Genomic DNA, 23,925 nt, shown 5'->3' on the forward strand with positions numbered 1-23,925 from the left:
CTTAAAGTCGTTGAATTTATTAAGAGCAATAGCATAAAGGGCAGTAACGTAAATCTGGGTAATGGGGAGTCAGTCTTTAGAAAAAGAGATGAGTAGCTTATGAGTAATCTAATGGTGAAACATAGAACGATTCCTATAGCTGATCCATGGCGTATGCTAGGTTTCCTATTTTTGGCTCAGTTAATGGTTGCCTTTGTAGGGAGGAGTATTGGGCCGCTAGGTTTGTTAATAGGGGAGGATCTTTCTTTATCAAAATCCCAAATTGGCATGCTACCCGCGGCTCTTTTTTTTGGCCAGGCCATGGCCTCCATTCCTTCCGGATATCTGACTGATCGGATAGGTTCTAGGAAATTGCTTTTAGTGGCAGCTTTATGTTTAGGGATTAGCTTTTTATCAATGACTTTTCTCTTGAATTTCTGGATGGTCATAATAATTGTGGTGATAGGTGGAGTCGGTTATGGTTCTATGCATCCAGTTACAAACAGGGGGATCGTCTATTGGTTTCCTCTCCGGCAGCGTGGTACCGCTATGGGGATTAAGCAAACCGGCGTAACTGCAGGTTCTGCTCTTGCCGGACTTCTTTTACTTCCTTTGAGTGCGAAGTTTGGTTGGCGTCCTGTCCTATTAGTTGCTTGTATTCTTTTGCTGTTTGGCGGGGTACTTTCCTATTATTTTTATAGAGATCCGCCAGAACAAAAGCAGTCCAAGGTTCATTCAGATTTGGGCATTTTCTATAAATCAATGTTTAATATGCTGAAAAACAAACCTTTAATGCTCGTAAGCTTAAGTGCAATGGGGTTGAACGGTTCTCAAATGTGCTTAAATACGTATATTGTTTTATTTGCCTATGAAAAGCTTGGAATCTCCTTGTTTTTATCAGGAATGCTCCTAGTGATTTCAGAAGTAAGCGGTACACTTGGGAGAATCGTTTGGGGGATGATAAGCGATCGCTTGTTAAATGGCCAACGAGTAATAATTTTAATGATGATTACTTTTTTAACAGCCGTTTCGAGTATGACCATCGCATTTATCCCTTCCGCTTCTTTTTGGGTGATGGTGCCTATCATTGCGATTTTTGGTTTCGCCGTTTCGGGATTCAATGGAATATGGATGAACCTTGCAAGTGAGTTGGTACCGCCAGAGCAATCAGGGATTTCAAGTGGTATTAGCTTAACTTTAGGCTCGGTCGGGGTTATGATTGTTCCTCCACTTTTTGGATTGATGGTCGACCAAGCCGGAAGCTTTACAAATGGATGGCTGCTGATCACAGGGATAATGGTTATTGTTTTTACAATGTTAAGCTACCTTTCCATTATAAATAAAAGAAGCAATGCCGCAGTTTAATGCAAAATATTGATTTGGAAGGAGATTTACAATATGGAATTTGATCCGTCTAAACTGGGTAATAAAGAGGTATATAAATTATTGACCGGGGCGGTTGTACCAAGACCAATCGCTTGGGTATCTACGACCTCGGAAGAAGGCGAGCTCAATCTCGCACCTTTCAGTTTTTTTACAGTAGCCTCGAGAAATCCGCCTATGTTATGTATTTCTATTGGACCGGGTGTCGGAGAGCGAGAAGGTACGGAAAAGGATACATTAGTGAATATACGTTCTCAAAAGGAATTCGTTATTAATATTGTAACGACTCCACTCGTTAACGAAATGCAAAAAAGCTCGGAGAACCTTCCGAGTCATGTGAACGAATTTGAAGCGTCCGGACTCACCCCGATTGATAGCTATTTGGTAAAACCGAAACGAGTAAAGGAGGCTCCGATTCACATGGAATGTAAACTAGAACAAATCATCCAACTTGGCAGTGACCACTTAATTATTGGAAGGATGATCCATTACCATATTGATGATGAGTATTATTTAGGAAACTATAAAGTTAATCTGGAAAAATTACAGCCACTTGGCAGGCTCGCGGGAAACTACAGTGAGAATAAAGATTTTTTCACACTACCAAAACTATAAAGTCTGCCGTACTAAAATTAAGCTTTAAAGAAATGATAGATTTACAAGACCGAAAAATTTATTAAAGGAGGATTTCATGACAGAGAAATTCCAAGGATTTGGAGAAAATATCAGTTTTGGAAAGAGACCTGCAGTCCTAGTAGTTGATTTTATAAACGGCTTTACAGATCCAGAATGTAAGCTTGGATCTAATTTAGATAATGAAATTAACCGAACTAAGAAACTACTTGATGAAGCAAGAGCTCATGAAATTCCAGTGATTTTTACTACAGTTGTGTATGAACCTCATTATCAAGATGGTGGATATTTTATTGATAAGGTTCCAGCACTGAAATGTTTGTTGCATGGAAGTGAGTGGATTAAGGTAGATGAGCGTCTTGAAAGGAGAGATGAAACAGAGCCACTTATTCAAAAGAAGTATGCGAGTTCTTTTTTTGGAACATCACTGTCCTCTATCCTTTCATATAAACAAATAGACACACTTATTATTGTAGGTTGTACAACTTCGGGTTGTATTAGAGCTACTGTTGTTGATGCCCTTCAACATGGATACAGATCGATAGTGCCTGAAGAGTGCGTAGGTGATCGATCTCAAGAGGCTCACCGAGCAAATTTATATGACATACAGACTAAGTATGGTGAAGTAATTAGTGTCAATGAGGTATGCGAATATATTAAAGGTTTATAAGAGATATTTGATTTTATTAATTTTAGGAGGATTAGCATATGTATAGGGTAGCAGTTGATGTAGGAGGAACATTTACTGATATTGTTCTTCAAAATGAGAATACTGGTGAAATTATTGGAACAAAAACTCCTTCAACTCCTTCAGATCAATCGATAGGTTTAATGAATGGAATTAAGAAAATTTGTGATGAAAACAATGTAGATATCTCTGAGGTTCAATCAATTATTCATGGAACAACTGTAGCAACGAATGCTGTCCTGGAAGGAAAAGGAGCCAAGGTTGGTCTAATAACGACTGAAGGGTTTGAACAGATTTTACACGTTGCAAGATCATGGACACCTGCCCCTATCAGTGCGTGGATGGGGTTTTTAAAACCAGACCCTCTTGCTGATCTTGTTTATACAAGAGGAGCAAAAGAAAGAATAACTGCTCAGGGAGAAATCCTCATAGCTCTTGATGAAGAACACATATATAAGGAGATTCAATCACTTTACGATGAAGGAGTTGAAAGTTTAACTATTAGTCTTGTAAACTCCTATGCTAATCCTACCCATGAACAAAGGATTCGTGAAATAGCTGAAGAAATTAACCCTAATATACTAGTTAGCATTTCATATGATATTTTGCCTGAATTCCGTGAGTATGAAAGAACACTTACAACTGTTATGAACTCCTATGTACGTCCCTCAATGCAAAAATACTTAAGTAATATACAAATTAAACTGAAGGACCATAAACTTAATAGTCGTATTAGTATTGTTCGTTCAGATGGTGGATTAATGAGTATACCAGCTGCTTCTTCACGTCCAGTTCATACAATGCTTTCTGGACCATCAGGTGGTGTTACAGCATCTGCAATGATAGGTATTCAGACTGGGAATCGCAATGTAATTTCCTTTGATATGGGAGGGACTTCTACTGACGTTTCGTTAACCTTTGATGGGAAACCACGTGTATCTCGTGAAACCAAAGTAGGGGTTTTTCCAGTAAAATCTCCGTCTCTAGAAGTAGTAAGCATTGGAGCGGGTGGTGGTTCTATTGCTCATGTCCCTCTAACAGGTGCACTTCGTGTAGGACCTCAGAGTGCAGGTTCTGAGCCAGGACCAGCAAGCTACAATCGAGGTGGAAAAGAACCAACAGTTACTGACGCCAATGTTGTACTTGGTTATTTACCACCAAGCCTTGTAGGTGGAGAAATGAAGTTAAATGTTGAGGCTGCAAAGAAAGCACTAGAAAGTGTGGCTGAAAAGTTAAACACTGATATTTACCGTGCTGCTCAAGGTGTATACGATATTGTGAATGAGAATATGTATGGAGCTACTCGAGTAGTTTCGGTAGAGAAAGGGTATGATCCCCGTCAGTTTTCACTTCTTGCCTTAGGTGGAGCAGGTCCACTTCACGCAAATGCTCTAGGAAAACTAACAGGAAGTTTCCCAGTGATTGTTCCGCCTACACCAGGAGTGTTATCGGCATTAGGATTCTTACAATCTGATATTCGAAATGAGTATTCAAAAACATATATTCAAACCATTAGTCAACTTGATAGAACTATCCTCATTTCTGAATTAAATAAACTTCATCTTGAATGTGATGAATGGCTTGAACAAGAAAAAGTTCAAGTGTTGCAACGAAACATTAAGTTTGAAGTAGATGTACGTTATTTTAGACAGGGTCACGAGATCCCAATGGAGGTGACTATAGAAGAGTTAGAAAAAGAAGGACCACTTATTTTATCAAAGCGTTTTGATGTAATCCATGAACAAATTTATGGATTTAAGATGGAAACAGAAGTTGAAATTGTGAACATTAGAGCCGTGGCAATTGGAAAAGTTTTGTCCCCGTCCATCCCACTTTCAGATGAAGGAACTGAAGACGCTACTCATGCAATAATAGACGAGGATCATGAGGCCTATTTCAATGGAGAGTTTGTTAATACACCTATCTATGAACGAAATTTATTAAGGCCAAAGAATAAGTTGGAAGGTCCAGCTATCATTAGTCAGAAGGATACAACTACATTAGTCTTACCGGGTTACACAGCGGAAGTTGATAAAAATATGAACATCCTTATTAAGAAAGGAGATTTATAATGACGAAAATTGATTCCATTACCGTTGACATTATTGAAAACGCTTTAAAGAATATAAAAGAAGAAATGGATGTAACGTTATTTCGGTCAGCTATGTCTCCAGTAATCAGAGAGCAGCATGACTGCTTCCCGATGATCACAGATTCAGAAGGTAAGATGGTGGTAGGAAACTTCGGTTCACATGTTCCTGAAGTCGTAAAGCAATTTCCAGAAGGAATTAATGAAGGCGATGTTATTTTTGTAAGTGATCCATATAGTTGTGGAGGTTCGATTTCTCATGTTAATGATTGGATGATTATATTACCTATTTTTAGTGAAAATAAACTTGTTGGCTATTCATCAATGTTCGGGCATGTAATGGATGTTGGCGGCCCAGTTCCTTCTAGTATGCCTGTAACGGCAACTTCAATTTATGGGGAAGGTGTTCGTTATCCACCAGTCAAGCTATATGATAAAGGTGTATTAAATGAAGCAATTATTAGAATTATTAAAGCTAACACAAGAACGCCAATGGAAAACTACAGTGACTTAATGGCAATTGTTGCCTCATGTCGAACAGCAGAAAAGCGTGTAAAAGAACTATGTGAACGATTTGGTGTAGAAGCTTATTTTGGTGCATTGGATGCATTGTTAGAGCGTACTAACAAAATGATGCGTCAATTGATTCAAAACTTTTTACCAACGGAACCAGTTTCGTTCGAAGATTACATTGATGATGATGGTTTAGGGAATGGTCCTTTTAAAATGAAGCTTACTATATGGCGTAAAGGAGACCAAGCTTATTTTGACTGGACTGGAACAGATAAACAATCGCCTGGGCCGATTAACTATTTTTTAAGTGAACCAATGTTTAAAATGTTTATTGGTGCCTTCTTAATTTCAGTATTTGATCCAGCTATCAATTTTAATGATGGTTTCTATGATGTACTTCACGTAGAAACACCAGAAGGAACTTTAATGAGACCAATTGAACCAGCTGCTCTTGGTTGTCGTACCCACGCATTAAGTCGGTTGTTTGATGTGCTAAGCGGAGTACTATCTATTAACACACCCCAGAATAGCCCTGCCGCTGGATATGGGACTAGTCCGTATTTTATTTACTCCGGCTATGATGAAGAGAATAACTATTTTAATCTAATGGAAGTTATGTATGGAGGGTTACCAGGTCGACCAATAGGTGACGGTCTTGATGGACACTCATGGTGGCCAGCATTTGTAAATATTCCAACTGAGTATCTCGAAACCTATTATCCGTTGCGTGTAGAATACTATCGTACCGGTATTGATTCTGGAGGTGCTGGGCTCCATAGGGGTGGAAATTGCAATGAAAAACTCTATACCTGCCTTGCACGTGGTACCGTTTCCATTCATGATGATCGTGCTACTCTGCAACCTTGGGGAATTAATGGTGGAGAACCAGGTTCTTCATCTTCAAAACTACTAATTAAAAAAGATGGGACTAAAATCCCGTTGGCTTCTAAGGTGGACAACATTGAAGTTGAACCAGGAGATCAAATTTTGTTCATTACAGGTGGTAGTGGTGGATGGGGAGATCCTATTGAACGTGGACCAGAAAAGGTTTGTTTAGATGTGAAAAGAGGATTAACTAGCATTGACAAAGCCAGATCTTCATATGGAGTAGTGCTTAAACCAGTGACACTAGAAATAGATAAAGAAGCAACATTGATGCAAAGAAATCAAATAAAAAGCAATAGAGGCAACTTAGCAGCTTTTAACTTTGGAAACCGAGGTGAAGTAGTAAAAGTTTAAAAAATCTTACTCAGGGGTGGATCAAGTGAAAGACTATAGTACATTGATTATAGAAATATCAAATAATGTCGGAAAAATTAAGTTAAATAGACCGAATAAAGGGAATTCAATAACACTAGAATTAGCGAAAGAATTATACGAGATATCTGAATATTATAAAAATAACGAAGAAGTTAAAGTAGTGGTTTTAGAAGGTAATGGAAAGCATTTTTCAGTAGGAGGTGACCTTGCGTCATTTGCTGATACGGGGGCTAACATTACTGCTCATTTAAGAGAGGTAACCGTTTTTTTACACAAAGCAATTAACAATTTTGTAAGTATGAAGAAGCCAGTAATTGCTATTGTGAATGGTACCGTAGCTGGAGCGGGAATAGGCTTAATCTGTTCTGCAGATATAGTGATTGCTTCTGAAAAAGCTCAATTTGTTATGGCGTATACTAAAGCTGGTTTGACTCCGGATGGTGCATCTAGTTATTTTTTACCTCGTTTAATTGGAATGAAGAAGTCCTTGGAATTAACACTTTTAAATCGAATGATTTCAGCTGAAGAGGCAGAATCTTGGGGGTTAGTTACCAAGGTATGTAAAGAAGAAGAGATAGAAAGCGAGGTAAAAGAGATTGAAATTAATCTCGTAGAAGGCGCCACAGAAGCTTTAGGAAAAGCCAAAGCTCTTCTTTATGAATCTTTTAATAACTCACTATTAGAACAGATGGAATATGAGTCCTTAGAGATATCCAAAAGTGCCTCAACTTCAGAAGGTTATGAAGGAATCTCCGCTTTTTTAGAAAAACGGAAGCCTAATTTTATGAAAAAAGTTTACTAACAAAGGAAGTAGAATCGGAATAGGAAAGATAATTTATGAGAAAATATTGGGTAAACTTGTTGTGAATCAGAGGGGGAACTAACCGTATTGATCTTCACTGATTTGTCTATGTTACTGCACCCGAAAAGTTTTACATTATTGTGGTAGCACTTGTACCTTAACACGTGAAGCATAAGTGCATTGGCATTAATGGGTGACTATGCAAAATGTAGTTGAATTACAAAAAAAGTATTAATAATCTTAACAAGTGCAAAAAAATTATTCCTTTAATTAAAAATAAAAGGTCTGGATATTTAATTCCAGATCCTTTTATTTTTTCTAAAACTTCGACAAAGAATCCAATACATCCGCCAAAACACTGTATGAATCCTTCAAATACCTGCTCGTTGTCGTAATGTTGCTGTTGTCGGCGAGCTCCGTACTTTCACATTGGATAGCTCATATACACGAAGGCATGCGTAAGTAAATAAATTATTGCTTGCTCTCTCCGGAACTTTTCCTCCGGATATACTCCCCTGCTTTTGACGGGTTTCTTCCTTATTATATATAAAAGATCTTCAAACTCCTTCTCGGTTAAGACACATGATGTTCTCAAAATGAATTCATTAATATCCTGATTAATTGGAAATTTAGAGAATAGCAATCAATAAATAAACGAATATAAAAAATAATCTAATTTATCTGCTATAATAAAATATAAAAATCAAATTGGAGATTTTAAGATAGTTATAGAGGAGGGGACAATTTGTTTGATTTTCAAAAAATAAAAAGTGAATTTCTTTGGTTTCAGGAGTTAGATTCTTTTCAAAATTTCAAAGAGAAATTAGAACCATCATCTAAATTACCGGAAATTTGCTTTTTAGGTATTCAAACACTGGATACAGTTGAGTTTATTCGATTGAACAAAGAACAAAACAAATTTACCTCCTTAGAGAAAAGGATAGGCTCGATTGTTGATGTTGAATTACTGCCCCAATGGATTGAAAAAAGTGAATTTTTTGAGGTCACTGTTCTTAGGATTAATGGTAAAGTCTCTGGATGGATGGAGACAACAGCTTTACTTTCTACTATTTATGTCCAGGAGCGGGAAAAAAATAGACTTCAACAAATTGAAATTGAAGAAAAAAACTTAGATCTAAAATCAATTTTTGAAACCACATATGATGAAATTTTTGTAGCGGATAGCAATGGTATTACATTGAGAGTTAGTTCAGCACTTGAGAAGATATTAGGAATCAAGCGTGAAAATATTATAGGAAAATCGGTTTATGAGCTTGAAAAAGAGAGGATATTTTCCCCTTCCGTGACTAGAATTGTACTTGAAAGTAAGGAGAAGGTCTCGGTTGTACAAAAAACGAATAATGGAAGAATTCTTCTGGCAACAGGGATACCGATAAAGGACAAGGATGGACGTATTTTGCGTGTTGTTAGCGGTTCAAGAGATATTACAGAGATAGAGAGACTTCAAAAAGAGCTGGCTGAAACCCGGTCCCTAATTAAGTGGTATAAGAAACAGTTAGATGAAGTAACGCCAATTACTACAGAAAAAATAATATACCAAAGTCCCAAAATGGAGAAATTAATGGAACAAGCAAAAAGAGTAGCTGAAGTAGACTCTATAGTGCTCATCACTGGGGAATCAGGTGTTGGAAAGGAAGGCTTAGCGGAATTTATACATCTTAATAGCAGCAGGTCGGACAAACCGTTTGTAAAAATCAATTGTGGCAGCATATCTGAATCATTAATTGAATCTGAACTGTTTGGATATGAAAGAGGAGCATTCACTGGAGCTTCTAAAGATGGAAAAATAGGTCTAATTGAGGCATCTCATCAGGGCACCTTATTCTTAGACGAAATAGGAGAGCTTCCTTTGAATTTTCAAGTAAAGCTTCTTCGAGTTCTTCAAGAAAGAGAAATTACTCGAGTTGGAAGTACGGTAGCAATAAAAGTTGACATTAGAATCATTGCAGCAACAAATAGGGATTTGATTAAGGAAATTGAAAAAGGAACTTTTCGGGAAGACCTATATTATCGATTGAATATTATTCCAATGCATCTCCCTCCATTAAGGGAACGAAAAGAAGATATTGTCCCCTTAATACATTACTTTCAAGGAGTGTATAATGCCCGATATCATCTAAATAAACAATTTTCAAATCAAGTTATTCATAGGTTACTTTCTAATCCGTGGAATGGAAACATTCGAGAATTAAAAAATACAATTGAAAGACTTATCGTTTTATCAGATGGTCAGTTGATAAAAACAGAGGATTTACCATTTACTTTGAGTCCAGACGATAATGTTAGCGCAGATCATGCTATTGAGGTAAGAGAACTATTACCACTTAAAACAGCAAAGGCGTTATTAGAAAAAAAAATGATGGAACTAGCTACTCAAAAATACTCCACCACTAGTGAAATTGCGAAAGTATTAGAAGTAAATCAATCCACTATTAGTAGGATTGTTAAGAAAGTTCAATGCAAAAATGCATAATGTTTATGCAAAAAAACATATTACAAAGGCGGCCTAAATTTACGGAATATTTAAAATATAATAAAATCATTATGCGTTTTTGCATAAATATATTTAGAAAAAAGCAAGAGATCCCTCAATCTCTTGCTTTTATTTTTGGCACAGTACTTGCAAGTATTATTAGCAAACGTCATAAACAGGGAGCTGATTTTAATCATTGCTAACGAATTATAAAGTTGGAGTTGTTCAAATGTCATGCGTATTAGGTGATAAAGCTGCAAATATGGAGAAAGTCATGCTCTATATTAAACAAGCAATTGATCAAGGGGCAAAGCTCATTGTACTTCCTGAGCTATTCTCTACAGGTTACTGTGTTGAGGACTTAGATATAAAACTAGCTGAAACTTTAAATGGCGAGACTATTAGTAAATTACTTAATGTATCACAAGAGAACGATATTTATATTGCAGGAGCAATTATCGAAAAAGGCAATGAGCATGGAATGCTATTTGATACTGCATTTCTTGTTGGTCCAGAAGGATTAGTTGGTCATCATAGGAAGATACACCTTTGGAACGGAGAAAAGGACCGATTTTTAAAAGGGGATGATTACTCAGTATTTCAAACAAAGTTAGGATCAATAGGGCTACAAGTTTGTTATGAAATAGGTTTTCCTGAAGGGGCTCGAATTCAAGCCCTTAAAGGAGCAGATCTAGTACTTTATCCATCTGCGTTTGGGTTACCTAGATTATATGCTTGGGAGATTGCTTCTCGTGCACGAGCTTTGGAAAATGGAATTTTTATTATTGCAGCTAATCGTGCGGGAAGGGATAAAAATGTTGTGTTTGCTGCACATTCAAAAATTATTTCTCCTAATGGTTCTGTTGTTGTTACCGCAGGAGAAGAGGAAGGAATTATTGTTGGAGAAGTTAATTTAGACTATGTAGCTCAACAAAGAAAAGAAATTCCTTATCTTGATGACATAGAACAAATCAAAATTCTAAATCACCTAACAGATTGTTTATCATACCGAATTTAAGGGAGGGAAAGATAGTGAAAAGTACACGTAAAATGAGCGCCTTTATTATGAGTATAACGATGATTTTAGTTTTGTTTATCAGTGCATGCAGCTCTTCTAATACGAGTTCCAATGCCGGAAAAGGCAACTCCACTCTTGAAGCCATTAAAAAGAATGGGAAGGTTACTGTAGGAACCGAAGCTGCATTTGAACCATTTGAATTTATAGAGAATGGAAAAATAGTAGGCTATGGATCTGACATTCTGGCTGTTATTGTAAAAGATTTAAATGTTGAACTGGAGCAACTGGATCTTCCTTGGCAGGGAATTCTCCCAGGGCTTGATGCAAAAAAATTCGATTTTGTGGCAACTTCAGTTTCTATTACGCCGGAACGTGCTGAAAAGTATGACCTAACCGTACCGATTGCAGATGGTACATTAGCAGTCCTAAAAAGAAAAGGGGATTCCTCGATACAAAAGCCTGAAGATATTGCAGGGAGGGTAGTTGGTACACAATTAGGATCCGGACAATTAAAAGGATTACAGGCATATAATGAGGAGTTGAAAAGTAAAGGAGAAGGTGTAAAGGAAATTAAAGAATATGTTGGGTACCCTGAAGCCTATCAGGAACTAGCGACAGGTAGAATTGATGCCGTTATTAATACAAAGGCGAATTTATCGACAATATTGAAAAAGAATCCAGATACTTATGAAATGGTTGATACATTTGGTGAACCGATGTGGCTATCTTGGGCTGTTAGAAAAGGAGACAAAGAACTTCTTGAATATCTAAATAGTAAAATTTTAGAGTTGCGTGATAATGGACAATTAGAAGAAATGCAAATGACATGGTTTGGATTTACGATGGAAATTCCAGATTCCGGCTACCTGCCAGAATAAAGGGTAGGGAGAGGAGCGTATGGATATTAAATTTGATTTAATTATCAATAGTTTACCGGTTTTGTTAAAGGGAGCCATGATTACCCTCCAGATGTCAATATTAGCCATAATCATTGGAACATTATGTGGATTATTACTAGCCATTTTCTTGCTCAGTAATAACAAGTTTTTAGAAGTTCCTACGCGAATATTTATTAATTTAATGAGAGGTATTCCTTTCTTAATTCAGATTTTTATTGTGTATTACAGTTTTTCAAGCTTTGGTATAGAGATCCCAGCATTTGCAAGTGGAGTATTGGCAATGGCCCTCAATACAGCTGCCTTCCAAGCTGAAATAATAAGGGCAGGTATTGAATCTATTCCAAAGGGGCAAAGCGAAGCAGCTGTCGCCTTAGGTATTTCCAAACGGCAATCGATGTTGCGAATTATTATTCCACAAATGTTTGTGAAGATCCTCCCTTCTATTACAAATGAGCTAATTACTTTATTGAAAAACTCATCACTTGTTTCTGTAATAGCTGTAGTTGACCTAACTCGTGTTGGGCAGCAGATAGTTAGCACAAGCTACAGTCCGGCAGAAATTTATATTGCTGTAGCATTATTATATTTCCTAATGAATCTAGCAATTTCACAAGGAGCAAGATTTATAGAGAGAAGAACGGCCATCTATCGCTAGGGAGGTTGAAAAATGTTTTTCGATGTAACGATGGTAACCCGTTATGGCGTAGTCATGTTAGAAGGGTTTCTAACTACTTTATATATTTGCTTCATAGGACTTCTGCTTGGTTTAGTGTTAGGAGCCGTTGTTTGCTGGATTAAAATGAGGTTTTCTAAATGGGGTTCGGGTTTAGCTAATGTCTATATTGAATTTTTCCGAGGAACCCCCTTTTTAATCCAGCTTTTTCTTTTATATTATGTCGGTCCGGTATTTGGTATCGACCTAAGTGCAACGGTAGCAGGGATACTAGGGCTGAGTCTTTACGGTGGGGCATACTTTGCAGAGATTTTTCGATCTGGGATACAGTCAATTCCTAAAGGACAAATTGAGGCAGCTCGTGCATTAGGAATAGGAGAGAAAGCCATTTTGGCAAGAATTGTGATTCCGCAGATGTTAGGACTCATTATTGCTCCTTTAACTACTCAAATCATAACATTAGTTAAAGAATCGGCTATTCTTTCAGTTATTACTGTTCAAGAGTTAACGTTTGTTGGCCAGCGTGCGATTAGCGAAACATATAATTACGTTGAAGTTTATACGATGGTCGCACTATTATATTGGGCACTGGTCACCACCTTATCCGGACTATTTAAGAGATGGGAGAGATATTCGACTGAATATATGAGAGCTAAAAAAACCCCCTCTAATGGAATCTTAATAATAAAAAAACAGGATATGAATATTAAAACTTTGTCCTGATGAAAGAAGGGAGAAAAATGACTGAAACATTAACGAAAACAGAAGCAATTATAGTAAAAGGATTAAAGAAATCTTTTGGTCACCAAGAAATATTATCATGTATTGACTTAAATATTAAACACGGTGAAGTTGTTTGTATTATTGGACCTAGTGGTTCTGGGAAAAGTACGCTGTTACGCTGCCTAAACCTATTAGAGAGTCCAACAGGAGGAAATATATCTATAGATGGTGATGATATTTTTCCGCAAAAAGACACTTCTAGGAAAAATGAAATGAACCTGCGCCAAATTCGCTCTAAAGTTGGAATGGTCTTTCAACAGTTCAATCTTTGGCCACATAAAACCGTCATAAATAATTTAATTGAGGCCCCTTTGCTTGTTCACAAAAAGGATAAAAAACAGGCAGTGGAATTTGCAGAAAAACTATTGAAGAAGGTTGGATTAACGGAAAAGCGTGATGCATACCCTTCTAGTTTATCAGGAGGACAACAGCAGAGGGTTGCTATAGCAAGAGCACTTGCGATGGAGCCTAAAATAATGTTATTTGATGAACCGACATCCGCACTTGATCCCGAGTTGGTAGGAGAAGTTTTAAAAGTCATGAAGGATTTGGCCTCCGAAGGTATGACGATGATTGTGGTAACCCATGAAATGGGTTTCGCTCGTGATGTAGCTGATAGGATTATCTTCATGGATCAAGGCATTGTAGTGGAGGAAGGGCCGCCAGCAGAAATTTTTTCACATCCAAAAAGTGAAAGATTACGCCAATTTTTGACTAGCGTGCTTGGAAATAAATAATAACTTTAGTGATTATGAGGAGGAGATATTATGTACGAACCAAATAAACAATATGTTAAACAAAAATTGAATTTACCATTCACAGGAATTTGTTCCTTTGGTAAGTATCCGATTTGTACAAATCTAGATGAACTGGATGCAGATATTGCTATTATTGGAGTTCCGTATGATATGGGAACCCAATGGCGTTCTGGTACTCGCTTTGGCCCGCGCAGTATTAGGGAAGGGTCTACCCTTTATAGCTTTGGATTAGAAGGTTCCTACGATCCGGAACGAGATACTATGTTTTTAGCACCACCATTAAAAATTGTCGACTGTGGAGATGTTGATATTGTTCATGGCGATCTTAAACAAAGCTTCGAAAATATTGAACTAGCAATAAGGAAAATAGTATCAAAAGGGGCATTCCCTGTTGTATTAGGTGGAGATCATTCCATTACAATTCCAGTGGCAGAGGCCTTAGATTCACTAGGACCTTTATGCGCCATTCAAATAGATGCTCACTTGGATTGGGCAGACGAGCGATCAGGACAACGTTATGGTCATGGAAGTCCAATGAGACGCATGGCTGAAATGGATCATATTAATGAAATGGCTCAGCTCGGCATTCGTGGAATTGGAAGCAGTAAAAAAGGAGATTTTGATGATGCTAGGGCTTACGGAAGTGTGATTTTGAGTCCGAAAGAAATAAGAAAAATAGGGATTGAAGGTGTATTAAGCCGTATTCCAAAAGGTGGTCGCTATTTCCTTACAATGGATATAGATGGCCTGGATCCATCACTTTGTCCAGGAACAGGTACCCCATCTCCGGGGGGCTTTTATTATGATGAAGTAAACGAATTATTAGAGGCCATTACAAATCACGGAGATGTAGTAGCATTTGATCTTGTTGAAGTAGCTCCTTCCTATGATCCTACAGGAATGACAGGCCAAACAGCAGCACGGATAATTCTCGATCTATTGGGATTCATCACAAAAAAATGGGAAACAAAAAAGAGCACTGTAGTAGAGAGTGAAACAGTTGATGCATGAAAGTGAGGGAAATGAATTGGAAAAAAGAGAATTTTTAATTCCAGGTGGAACAGGTTATTCATTTAAATTAAATAAAGGACAATATTTGAAAGTTATAGACGTAGAAGGGAAGCAAGTCGCTGACTTCATTGCAATAAGTGTAGATAAAAGGGATGAGTACTTATCTACTGCACATACTCGTACAATGAATGGACGGCTCTTCGTTACGAAGGGTGATAAGTTGTTTAGTAACTATCGCAATGCCCTTTTAGAAATGGTAGAAGATACTATAGGCGTGCATGATACTCTTTATCCTTGTTGTGATCCACAACGGTATAAACTGGATTTTAATGTTGAAAATCATAGAAATTGCCGGGATAATTTTGCAGAGGCTCTTAAAGAATACGAGATTGATTATGGATTTATACCAGACCCACTTAATTTATTCCAAAACTCTCCAATCAATCACGATGGCACCTTTGCTGCTATCGTTGAACCAGAATCACAACCTGGAGACTATGTTGTATTTAAAGCATTTTCAGACCTGATTATTGGAATCTCTGCTTGTCCACAGGATATGGTACCAACCAATGGATATAATATTACAGATATTAAGGCGGAAATTTTCAATAAATGGTAAAGAGTAAATTTAAATCCACTCTATTTGAAAAATAGTAGACATAGGGAAAAAGGAATCACGTACAGGAGTATCGTGATTCTTTTCTCTTTCCTAACCTGAAATTTAATCTTAGCAGTTTCATATAATCCTTATTAATAATTGTTCAAATAACCTTTACTTCCAAGTCTTCGCCACACATATAGCCATTGCGAACGAAATAGAGTTAGATAGGGAATAAACTCCTGTTGTTTTATTAATAATAATGTATCTGATATTTAACTTGAATTTTCTGATAATATTTATTATTCTAAATATTATATATGTCGACGGACGACAGCTGTTAGATAGGGAGCCTGAAGCCAGCTAAAAAGACTCAAGAATAGTTCAGAAATCAGCAATACGTTAATAATGGCAATTTCTGTTTAATCATTAATGATCATGTTCAAAAAAATCTATAAAAAGGACTCCCAATTAAGGAGGTGTTAGTAAAAGAAATTTTTTTTGTAAGAAAGACAATAAATCTATTAAATTCAAGGAGGATTATTCATGAAAGGTTTTAAGAAATACCTTTTAACAGCTATTTCAATTGCTTTATTAATCTTTTTATCAGCATGTGGTAATAAAGAAACAGCTAATAACTCAGCAAATAGCGGTGACGGCAATGAAGTTCAGAACTTAACAATAAAACTTGCCCATGAGGTTGCAGAAAATACTTCTCAACATAAAGGTTCTCTTGCATTTAAAGAATATATAGAAAAAGCTTCCGATGGAAAAATCAAAGTTCAAGTGTATCCGAATGGACAACTTTTCGGAGATAAAGATGTTTTTCAAAATATCGTTGCAAATAATGTTCAATTTACGCAAATAGATATGGCGAAATTGGTTGGTGATGACCCACGTTTTAATATTCCATCATTACCATTTTTATTTAAAGGGGATGATGAGGCCGTTAAATTCTGGGAAGGCGAGAAGGGTAAGGAAATTCTATCAAGCCTTGAGAAAGATGGACTTTATGGTCTTGCAATGTGGCCGAATGGACCGAAGCATCTTACAAACAACATTAGACCTATTAAGTCACCAGAAGATTTAAAAGGCATAAAATTCCGCACTCAAGGTGGTCAAGTATTAGAAAAGGTATTTTCAACAGTCGGGGCTGGCTCCGTATCGATGCCATTCACTGAACTTTATACTGCCCTACAACAAGGGACAGTTGATGGTCAAACAAATACATTTGTAAACATTGAATCAAAAAAGTTTGACGAGGTTCAGAAGTATTTAACTATTACAGGAGAAGCACGGGTAGACTTAGCGTTTTTTGTAAACAAAGAATTTATGGATAGTTTGAATGAACCGACACGAAAGATTATTGAAGACGGTGTAAAAGCGTCTACAGAGGCAGCAATAAAAGCTGCTAAAGAAATGAATAAGGAAGCCCTAGAGAAAATCAAAGATAGAGGAAATATGGAAATAACGGAACTATCCGATGAAGATCTACAAGCATTCCATGATGTTTGGGCTCCTGTTTATGATGCATTTTCTGATGTAATAGGTCAAGAGTATATTGAAGCTGCTAGACAAGCCAACAATTAATTGATGAACAAGATTGTGGAATTATTTCCATAATCTTGTTTCATATTTCTTTTATTTGGAAAGGAGGCTATTTAATGAAAAAGGTATTTCAGATTTTTGAGAAAGTGGAGGAAAGAATAGCTGTAATTCTATTTATTCTTGGGTCTATTATTTGTATCTATGGTATTTTTATGCGTTATGTCCTTAATGCTCCGGTTACTTGGTCAACTGAAATTTTTGAAACACTAATGGTTGCCTCTATTTTTATTGGTTTTGGAATGGCGCTAAAGGATGAACGTCATATAGTAGTAGACTTAGTCTATGATAGGATGTCTCCAATTAATAAAAAGGTGATGAATATAATTAGTAACTTACTTGGATCAGGGTTTAGTGTTTATCTAACAATCATGGGCATTAAAATGGTGAATGTTGCTCAAAGTCAGGGGAGGGTAAGTATTGATGTTGGGATTCCGATTTGGATTACTTACTTAATTATGCCAATCGGAATGGCGCTGCTTTCATTGTATTTCCTATTAAGAACTGTCAAAGCAATTCGTACCCCAGCTCATAAGGAATTATATGACAAAGAAGATAGTGTTAAAAATGCAATTTAGTAGAATGGGGGTCCGTTATGAATCCAACAGTGGTATTACTTATTTCATTTTTTGTTCTATGTTTGATTAGAGTTCCTATTGCTGTCAGTCTTGGATTATCGAGTATTTTTGCATTATTTTTAATTGATTTCACTATGTATCCAGTTATAGAAAAAATGTTCCTATCCGTTAATTCATCAGCTTTAATGGCAATTCCTGGATTTGTTTTTGCAGGTATTATAATGGCCAGGGGCGGCATTTCTTTCTATTTAATAGAAGCACTAAAATCATGGGTTGGTCACTTTAAAGGAGGACTTGCACTTGCAACAATCCTAGCTTGTATGATTTTTGCTGCTATTTCTGGTTCTAGCCCAGCGACAGCAGCAGCTATTGGCACGGTCATGATTCCGGCAATGGTTGAAGCAGGTTATAGCAAACGGTATGCAATGGGACTTGTTGCAGCCGCAGGAACCCTTGGGATATTATTACCACCTTCTATCCCACTAATTATTTATGGAGTTGTTTCCGAACAATCAATTGGAGACCTCTTCACTGCTGGTATTTTACCAGGTATACTCTTAGGCTGTCTTTTAATGATTTCAGCTATTATTAATGCGCGAATAAAAAATTACGGTACAATGCCAAAAGCCAGTATGTCAGAGAGAATTAAAAAATCCCGAAAAGCTTTATGGGGATTTATTTTGCCAGTTTTAATTTTAGGTGGTATTTATACAGGTATAATGACTCCTACGGAAGCTTCGTTTGTTGCGGCTCTTTATGCAATCATTATTTCTGTGTTTGTATACAAGGAAATGAAACTTGAATTATTTTATAACGTCACGAAAGAATCAATTAATATCACTGCTATGATTTTCCTAATCATAGCATCAGCAAATATATTCGGAATGTTCTTAACAACTGAACAAATTCCTCAAACGGTGGCTCATTGGATTGAATCAAGTTCTACAAATGTATGGGTATTTTTAATAGGTGTCAATTTAATGTTCTTTGTATTGGGAATGTTTCTAGATGCTGTTTCTATCATTCTCATTACTTTGCCGATTTTATTACCAATATTAATCATGTTTGACTTAAATTTAATTCACTTCGCAATTATTATGACAATAAACATGGAGCTTGCGATGATTACGCCGCCTGTCGGGTTGAATCTGTTTGTGGTAAGTGGGATAACAAGGGAAAAGGTAGGAAATGTTGTACGCGGTGTTGTCCCATTCTATGCAATATTGATAATAGGTCTGGTTGCTGTCATAATTTTCCCTCAGATTTCACTATTGTTGGTTAAGTAGTATAAAAATTTATTAGGAGTGAATCTAATTGAAAACAAAAGAGGATTTATTAACCTATGATATTACGAAAATTTCTAACTTGATTAAGGAGAAAAAAGTGACTCCAGTAGAAGTTACTTTACAGCTGCTAGATCGAATTGCAGATGTTGATCAGGTAATCAACTCTTTTATTACAGTCGATCGAGAGGATGCAATTAGACAAGCGATACAAGCTGAGCAGGAAATAGAAGCAGGTATATACAGAGGTCCGCTTCACGGAGTTTCTATAGGGCTAAAAGATTTAATTTATACAAATAACATGAGAACTACAATGGGATCTGAAATATATCAAGACTATATTCCAGAATACAATGCCACCGTTGTTGAAAAATTGAAACAAGCTGGAGCTATTATCATTGGAAAATTAAATACACATCAATTTGCATATGGTCCTACTGGTGATCGCTCTTTTTTTGGCCCAGTAAAAAATCCTTATGATACACAAAGGATAACTGGAGGATCAAGTAGTGGGTCTGGAGCGAGTGTATCTGCATGTTTAGGCTTTGGATCTTTGGGAACCGATACAGGTGGATCTATAAGAGTACCAGCTTCCTTTTGCGGAGTTGTTGGAATAAAACCAACATATGGGAGAATTAGCAAATATGGAGTTTATCCTCTTTCTTGGACACTTGATCATGTTGGTCCATTAACTCGAACTGTAACAGATAATGCAATTTTTCTAAATTCTATTGCAGGGTATGATCCTAATGATCCTAGTTCAATCCAGCGCGATACTGAAGACTTTTCCCGATTTATAGGAAAAGGAATTGAAGGCATGAAAATAGGGCTACCTTCAACATACTATTTCGATGATTTGAACGGAGAGGTAAGGAACATTATTGAAAAATCCATTGAGGAATTACGTGATCTTGGGGTGACTATTAAAACTGTTGATTTACCAAACATTGAAAAGTTTGCGGAAGCCCATAAGGCCATTTTAAGAAGCGAGGCATATGCAGTTCATGAAAAAAATTTGATGGATTATCCAAATCAATGGGATGACGAGGTAAAAGAGCGTCTATTAACAGCACTTGATACAAAAGGGTATGAATATGCACAAGCTTTGCAAACTCGTCAACTTGCTAAAGATGAGTTTAACAAGGCTTTAGAGGAAGTCGATGTACTGCTCACTCCTACCTTGCCGATATTACCACCGAAAATTAATGAACGTCATGTCGATCTAGAAAAATATGAAGGACAACACATACGTTGGTCGATTATAAAGTTAACCGCACCTACAAACTTTAATGGCTTTCCAAGTTTGTCCTTACCATGTGGATTTTCTTCTGATGGAATGCCAATCGGTGTACAGTTTATTGGTCGGGAATTTGACGAAGCAACATTATATCGCTTTGGCTATATCTTAGAACAAAAGCTTTCTATTAATACATCGAAATTTACCATTGATAAATAATAGAAGGGCCAGACTTTTGTTTTGTGAGGATGTTCAATGGATGAAAAACAACCGAAATTTCGTATGTCTTTTAACAATGTTAAATTGAGGTGTTTTCACCTCTTTTTTCATAAGGGGAAATAAACATTTCTTCACTATATTCCCTTGTTTATTTATTTATTTATGGAAGAGGAAGAAAGTTTTCAAACTCTACTCCTGTTAGTCAGCAGAATTCTCTAAAATACTTTTTTTGGAAGAGAAGTCTGGAATTCCTAATGATTTGGTAACGAATAATGCTTTAAAACCTTAAATAAGAGACCAGGTACTTAAAGAAGTCCTGTTTTAATGAAAAGTGACCAATCTTTGAAGTGAACCCAAAAAGTTAGACACGAATATTAGGCAGCCTCTTGGGCATGAGTTCGGTATTGTACGGGACTCATGCCCTTTAGTTTTGCCTTAATTCGTTTGTGATTATAGTAGTAAATGTAATTTTCTAATTCTAGTTTAAAATGCTCCATACTCTCGAATTCTTTGAGATATAGTAATTCAGACTTTAATAAGCCAAAGAAATTCTCTATGACTGCGTTATCTAAACAATTCCCCTTACGGGACATACTTTGGACGATTCCACGTTCTTTTAATGCGTGTCGATATTGCTTCATTTGATAATGCCAGCCTTGAATTGTTTCGTTGTCCTCATCAGCTGTTTTTAAATCTTGGATATCACTCAAAGGATTCTGCTACAGCTTATTATTTTGATTGCCCAGGAATAAAACTTCGCAGCGAATTTAGTCGCCGGTTGATGGGAGAGAATTATATGATGAGTATTACATAAGAAAGGGAGGAGTGAACGTGTATTATGTATATTATGTGACGAGTTTGATTTTGATAAGTTTAAATTAGGAGCTAAGCTTCTTTGCTAATTAAGTGGGATGAATAGTCGATTTTCATATTAATCTTTATTTATCACTTAAGAGGAAGGAGATATTAGAGGTATTTCATTAGAAAACGCAACTCTAGCATTGAACAAATAGGGTGCTCAAATCTATGTATCCATAGTATTGAAGCACCCATTTTTCACTAGCTGTTCTTAATAATCGTATTCGTGTAAAAGATACTGCTCATTTATTAAATGTACACAAGCTTTCGCTATCATACTGTTTCTTTGACGGCGTACCCTAGTTCACTCAATTTCTCCCGGATTTTTTCTTTTGTTTCTGTAGTGGCAGGGACTAACGGTGAACGCACGGTGCCGCCTGTAAAACCTAGAACTTCAAGCCCTGCTTTTAAGTTCCCCGGGAACGGAATTGCGTCCACAATATTGTAAAGACCTATCAATTTTTTATTAAGCTCTGCCGCTGCTTTCACATCGTTTTCTTTTACTATTAGGTCGTACATCTTAACAATTTCCTTCGGGATAAGATTTGGAATAACACAAATTGTTCCATGCCCTCCAATCGCAAGCGTCGGCAGTAACGTATGCTGATAACCTGTTAAAACAGAAAAGTTTGGAACGTCTTTCGTTGCATCAATTGATTGAGAAATGATATCAAATTCTGTTGTGTTTTTTATTCCTACAACCCCATCAATCTGACTTAATTCATAAATTAGTTCTGCATCAATTTCTACTCCTGTTCCTCCAGGATAGTGATAAACAATGATACCTATACTTGAATTTGCGGCAATTACTTTAAAGTAATCGACAATTCCTTCTCTTGTCGTTTTCAAGTAATGTGGTGTTAGGATCAATGCGCTTTGTGCCCCTGCATCTGCAGCAAATTGTGTAAGTGCAATAGTGTCTTCCGTTCTGTGGCAACCTGTTCCAGCAATTACGGGAACACGACCATTTACATCTTTGATAACTTCCTTAATCAGTTCCTTTCTCTCTTCTGTAGTTAATAACGTATACTCACCTGTACTTCCGGCTACCACTACTCCATGTACACCAGATTCAATTAAATGATTGATAAGCTTTTTGTTTCTAATAAAATCAATACTTCCATCCTCATTAAATGGTGTTGTTAAAGCTGGAATAATTCCTTTAGGTACATACATTTCTATACCTCCCGTTTGTTTTTTGTTTTAATGGACTAATGGTATTACCTTTTGAGGAAAGTATAACAAAGAGTGAATTAAAAGACAATACTAAATTTACAGAAAATTATAACATGTTGAAAAATAAAAAACTCATGATGGTTCCTCTTAAAATGTAAGTAATGAACAAACATTTTTTAGTTCCATCTTGAGCTTGTAGTTCACTTATAGTATTAATCGTTATTAATATCATACTCACTATTCAATTGTTTTTTTTGCTCTAAAACTTCAATTTCTGTATTACGCTTTACATGTTCTGACATGGATCGGTGGGCTTTTTCTGGATCCTGAGATATGATTGCAGCTGCGATAGCGGACAATTCATCAATCGCTATTTTACGGTATTGTTTATCAGCAACTTCTGCTAACATAAGGGATGCCCTATTAAAGACCTCATTAATGCCAAACATAATCGCTTCCCTAATAGAATTTTTAGAAGCTATAGCTATTTGGTTGTGAAAAGAAACATCAAGTTCAACTAACTTTTCCCAGGAACCATTTTCTGCTTCATTCTTATACAACTCTAGAATTCTTAATAACTCTGTGACATCTTCATCAGTTCTTCTTTTGGCCGCCCAAAATGCAGTTTCTGCTTCAAAACTTCCCCGAAATTCCGATAAATCTTCAATAGTTGCTCCTCGAAAACGAATTAAAGCATTAAAAGCTTTTGATAAATGAGTAGATTTCGAATCGGTTATAAATGTACCTCCACTTTTTCCTCTGCTTACTTCAACAATTCCCGCACCCTCCAAAGATCGTATCGCTTCTCTTAATGTAGCACGGCTTACGTTAAATACAACTGCCAGATCTCGTTCATTCGGGAGACGATCTCCTGGATTTAGACTCCCACTCGAAATAGCGTCTTGAATTTGTTCCGCAACGTCTTCAAAACCACGTATTTGTCGCGCTGCTGAAAATATCCCATGCATATTTTTTGAATCATTATTTGTATTCAACTAATCTATCTCCTTTTCTTAAGAAGTAACAATAACAAGACAGTTTATAGAAAAAGGTCATGATGAACTTACTTTATTTTTCCTTTTATTAGGTAAACCTTCACGTAATATATGTTATGAAAAAAATCCCACCTTGTAAAGCTGATAACTTGGTTAACGTAAAGGAACAACTTTGTACTATGATTTACATAAAGATATTCTATTTTCCTAGAGTTTTGAACCCAATTCTGCCATGAAACAATTCACAAACCTATTTATCTCTTATCTTCTAAGACTGGATTCAGTGGGTGTATATATCTAGAGCATTAATAAAACACTGTTTGTTCTTTACTTTAATACTTTTTAAATTTTCTGTATTTTTAGTATTGTCTTTTAATTTCCTCTTTGTTATAC

Annotated in this window: 20 protein-coding genes and 2 pseudogenes; 18 read left to right on the forward strand and 4 right to left on the reverse strand. The window is 36.4% G+C overall.

Going from position 1 to position 23,925, the window contains the following annotated elements:
• The first annotated feature begins 99 nt into the window (after positions 1-99).
• The 6 genes from V7127_RS21775 (at position 100) to V7127_RS21800 (ending at position 7,347) form a co-directional block, all read left to right on the forward strand.
• Positions 100-1,344, forward strand: a complete 1,245-nt coding sequence (locus tag V7127_RS21775; RefSeq protein ID WP_335346225.1) for an MFS transporter — start codon at positions 100-102, stop codon at positions 1,342-1,344.
• 33 nt (positions 1,345-1,377) lie between these two features.
• The gene (locus tag V7127_RS21780) at positions 1,378-1,977 is read left to right on the forward strand and encodes a flavin reductase family protein (RefSeq protein WP_335346224.1); all 600 of its coding nucleotides are present in this window, start codon (positions 1,378-1,380) and stop codon (positions 1,975-1,977) included.
• Positions 1,978-2,053: 76 nt separating this feature from the next.
• Complete coding sequence (locus V7127_RS21785; protein WP_335346223.1) at positions 2,054-2,665, forward strand: isochorismatase family protein; 612 nt, start codon at positions 2,054-2,056, stop codon at positions 2,663-2,665.
• Between the two features lie 38 nt (positions 2,666-2,703).
• Positions 2,704-4,755 carry a hydantoinase/oxoprolinase family protein gene (locus V7127_RS21790; RefSeq protein WP_335346222.1) on the forward strand — a complete coding sequence of 684 codons (2,052 nt, stop codon included), beginning with the start codon at positions 2,704-2,706 and terminating at the stop codon, positions 4,753-4,755.
• Positions 4,755-6,524 carry a hydantoinase B/oxoprolinase family protein gene (locus V7127_RS21795; protein WP_335354721.1) on the forward strand — a complete coding sequence of 590 codons (1,770 nt, stop codon included), beginning with the start codon at positions 4,755-4,757 and terminating at the stop codon, positions 6,522-6,524. Before V7127_RS21790 ends, V7127_RS21795 begins: the two co-directional genes overlap by 1 nt.
• A 25-nt stretch (positions 6,525-6,549) precedes the next feature.
• Positions 6,550-7,347, forward strand: a complete 798-nt coding sequence (locus V7127_RS21800; protein ID WP_335354722.1) for an enoyl-CoA hydratase/isomerase family protein — start codon at positions 6,550-6,552, stop codon at positions 7,345-7,347.
• Between the two features lie 451 nt (positions 7,348-7,798).
• On the opposite strand, the pseudogene V7127_RS21805 reads toward V7127_RS21800, so the two are convergent.
• Positions 7,799-7,924: pseudogene (locus tag V7127_RS21805) on the reverse strand (tyrosine-type recombinase/integrase); the annotation flags it as partial.
• A gap of 168 nt (positions 7,925-8,092) precedes the next feature.
• Here V7127_RS21805 and V7127_RS21810 point away from each other — a divergent pair.
• From V7127_RS21810 to V7127_RS21865, 12 genes are all read left to right on the forward strand, one after another.
• Complete coding sequence (locus tag V7127_RS21810; protein WP_335354723.1) at positions 8,093-9,841, forward strand: sigma-54 interaction domain-containing protein; 1,749 nt, start codon at positions 8,093-8,095, stop codon at positions 9,839-9,841.
• A 196-nt stretch (positions 9,842-10,037) separates the two neighbouring features.
• Positions 10,038-10,859 (forward strand): carbon-nitrogen hydrolase family protein, encoded by an 822-nt coding sequence (locus V7127_RS21815; protein WP_335489583.1) that lies wholly within the window; start codon positions 10,038-10,040, stop codon positions 10,857-10,859.
• Positions 10,860-10,873: 14 nt separating this feature from the next.
• The gene (locus V7127_RS21820; protein WP_335347232.1) at positions 10,874-11,737 is read left to right on the forward strand and encodes a transporter substrate-binding domain-containing protein; all 864 of its coding nucleotides are present in this window, start codon (positions 10,874-10,876) and stop codon (positions 11,735-11,737) included.
• A gap of 19 nt (positions 11,738-11,756) precedes the next feature.
• Positions 11,757-12,413 (forward strand): amino acid ABC transporter permease, encoded by a 657-nt coding sequence (locus V7127_RS21825; protein WP_335489586.1) that lies wholly within the window; start codon positions 11,757-11,759, stop codon positions 12,411-12,413.
• A 12-nt stretch (positions 12,414-12,425) separates the two neighbouring features.
• The gene (locus V7127_RS21830) at positions 12,426-13,154 is read left to right on the forward strand and encodes an amino acid ABC transporter permease (protein WP_335354725.1); all 729 of its coding nucleotides are present in this window, start codon (positions 12,426-12,428) and stop codon (positions 13,152-13,154) included.
• A 17-nt stretch (positions 13,155-13,171) separates the two neighbouring features.
• Complete coding sequence (locus V7127_RS21835) at positions 13,172-13,951, forward strand: amino acid ABC transporter ATP-binding protein (RefSeq protein ID WP_335347229.1); 780 nt, start codon at positions 13,172-13,174, stop codon at positions 13,949-13,951.
• A 30-nt stretch (positions 13,952-13,981) separates the two neighbouring features.
• Positions 13,982-14,983: an agmatinase gene (gene speB, locus V7127_RS21840; protein WP_335354726.1), complete on the forward strand. Its 1,002-nt coding sequence runs from the start codon at positions 13,982-13,984 to the stop codon at positions 14,981-14,983.
• A gap of 16 nt (positions 14,984-14,999) precedes the next feature.
• Complete coding sequence (locus tag V7127_RS21845) at positions 15,000-15,602, forward strand: urea carboxylase-associated family protein (RefSeq protein ID WP_335347227.1); 603 nt, start codon at positions 15,000-15,002, stop codon at positions 15,600-15,602.
• A gap of 525 nt (positions 15,603-16,127) precedes the next feature.
• Positions 16,128-17,171, forward strand: a complete 1,044-nt coding sequence (locus V7127_RS21850) for a TRAP transporter substrate-binding protein (protein ID WP_335347226.1) — start codon at positions 16,128-16,130, stop codon at positions 17,169-17,171.
• Between the two features lie 74 nt (positions 17,172-17,245).
• The gene (locus V7127_RS21855; protein WP_335347225.1) at positions 17,246-17,764 is read left to right on the forward strand and encodes a TRAP transporter small permease; all 519 of its coding nucleotides are present in this window, start codon (positions 17,246-17,248) and stop codon (positions 17,762-17,764) included.
• A 17-nt stretch (positions 17,765-17,781) separates the two neighbouring features.
• Positions 17,782-19,050, forward strand: a complete 1,269-nt coding sequence (locus V7127_RS21860; RefSeq protein WP_335347224.1) for a TRAP transporter large permease — start codon at positions 17,782-17,784, stop codon at positions 19,048-19,050.
• A 28-nt stretch (positions 19,051-19,078) separates the two neighbouring features.
• Positions 19,079-20,503: an amidase gene (locus tag V7127_RS21865; protein WP_335347223.1), complete on the forward strand. Its 1,425-nt coding sequence runs from the start codon at positions 19,079-19,081 to the stop codon at positions 20,501-20,503.
• 374 nt (positions 20,504-20,877) lie between these two features.
• On the opposite strand, the pseudogene V7127_RS21870 reads toward V7127_RS21865, so the two are convergent.
• The 3 genes and pseudogenes from V7127_RS21870 to V7127_RS21880 form a co-directional block, all read right to left on the reverse strand.
• A pseudogene (locus V7127_RS21870) lies at positions 20,878-21,162 on the reverse strand (IS3 family transposase); the annotation flags it as partial.
• A 472-nt stretch (positions 21,163-21,634) separates the two neighbouring features.
• Complete coding sequence (dapA, locus tag V7127_RS21875) at positions 21,635-22,537, reverse strand: 4-hydroxy-tetrahydrodipicolinate synthase (protein WP_335354728.1); 903 nt, start codon at positions 22,535-22,537, stop codon at positions 21,635-21,637.
• 212 nt (positions 22,538-22,749) lie between these two features.
• Positions 22,750-23,532 (reverse strand): FadR/GntR family transcriptional regulator, encoded by a 783-nt coding sequence (locus tag V7127_RS21880; RefSeq protein ID WP_335345475.1) that lies wholly within the window; start codon positions 23,530-23,532, stop codon positions 22,750-22,752.
• Between the last annotated feature and the right edge of the window lie 393 nt (positions 23,533-23,925).

It is taken from the genome of Bacillus sp. JJ1773, from assembly GCF_036962035.1.
In the GTDB taxonomy this organism is placed as follows: domain Bacteria; phylum Bacillota; class Bacilli; order Bacillales; family Cytobacillaceae; genus Cytobacillus.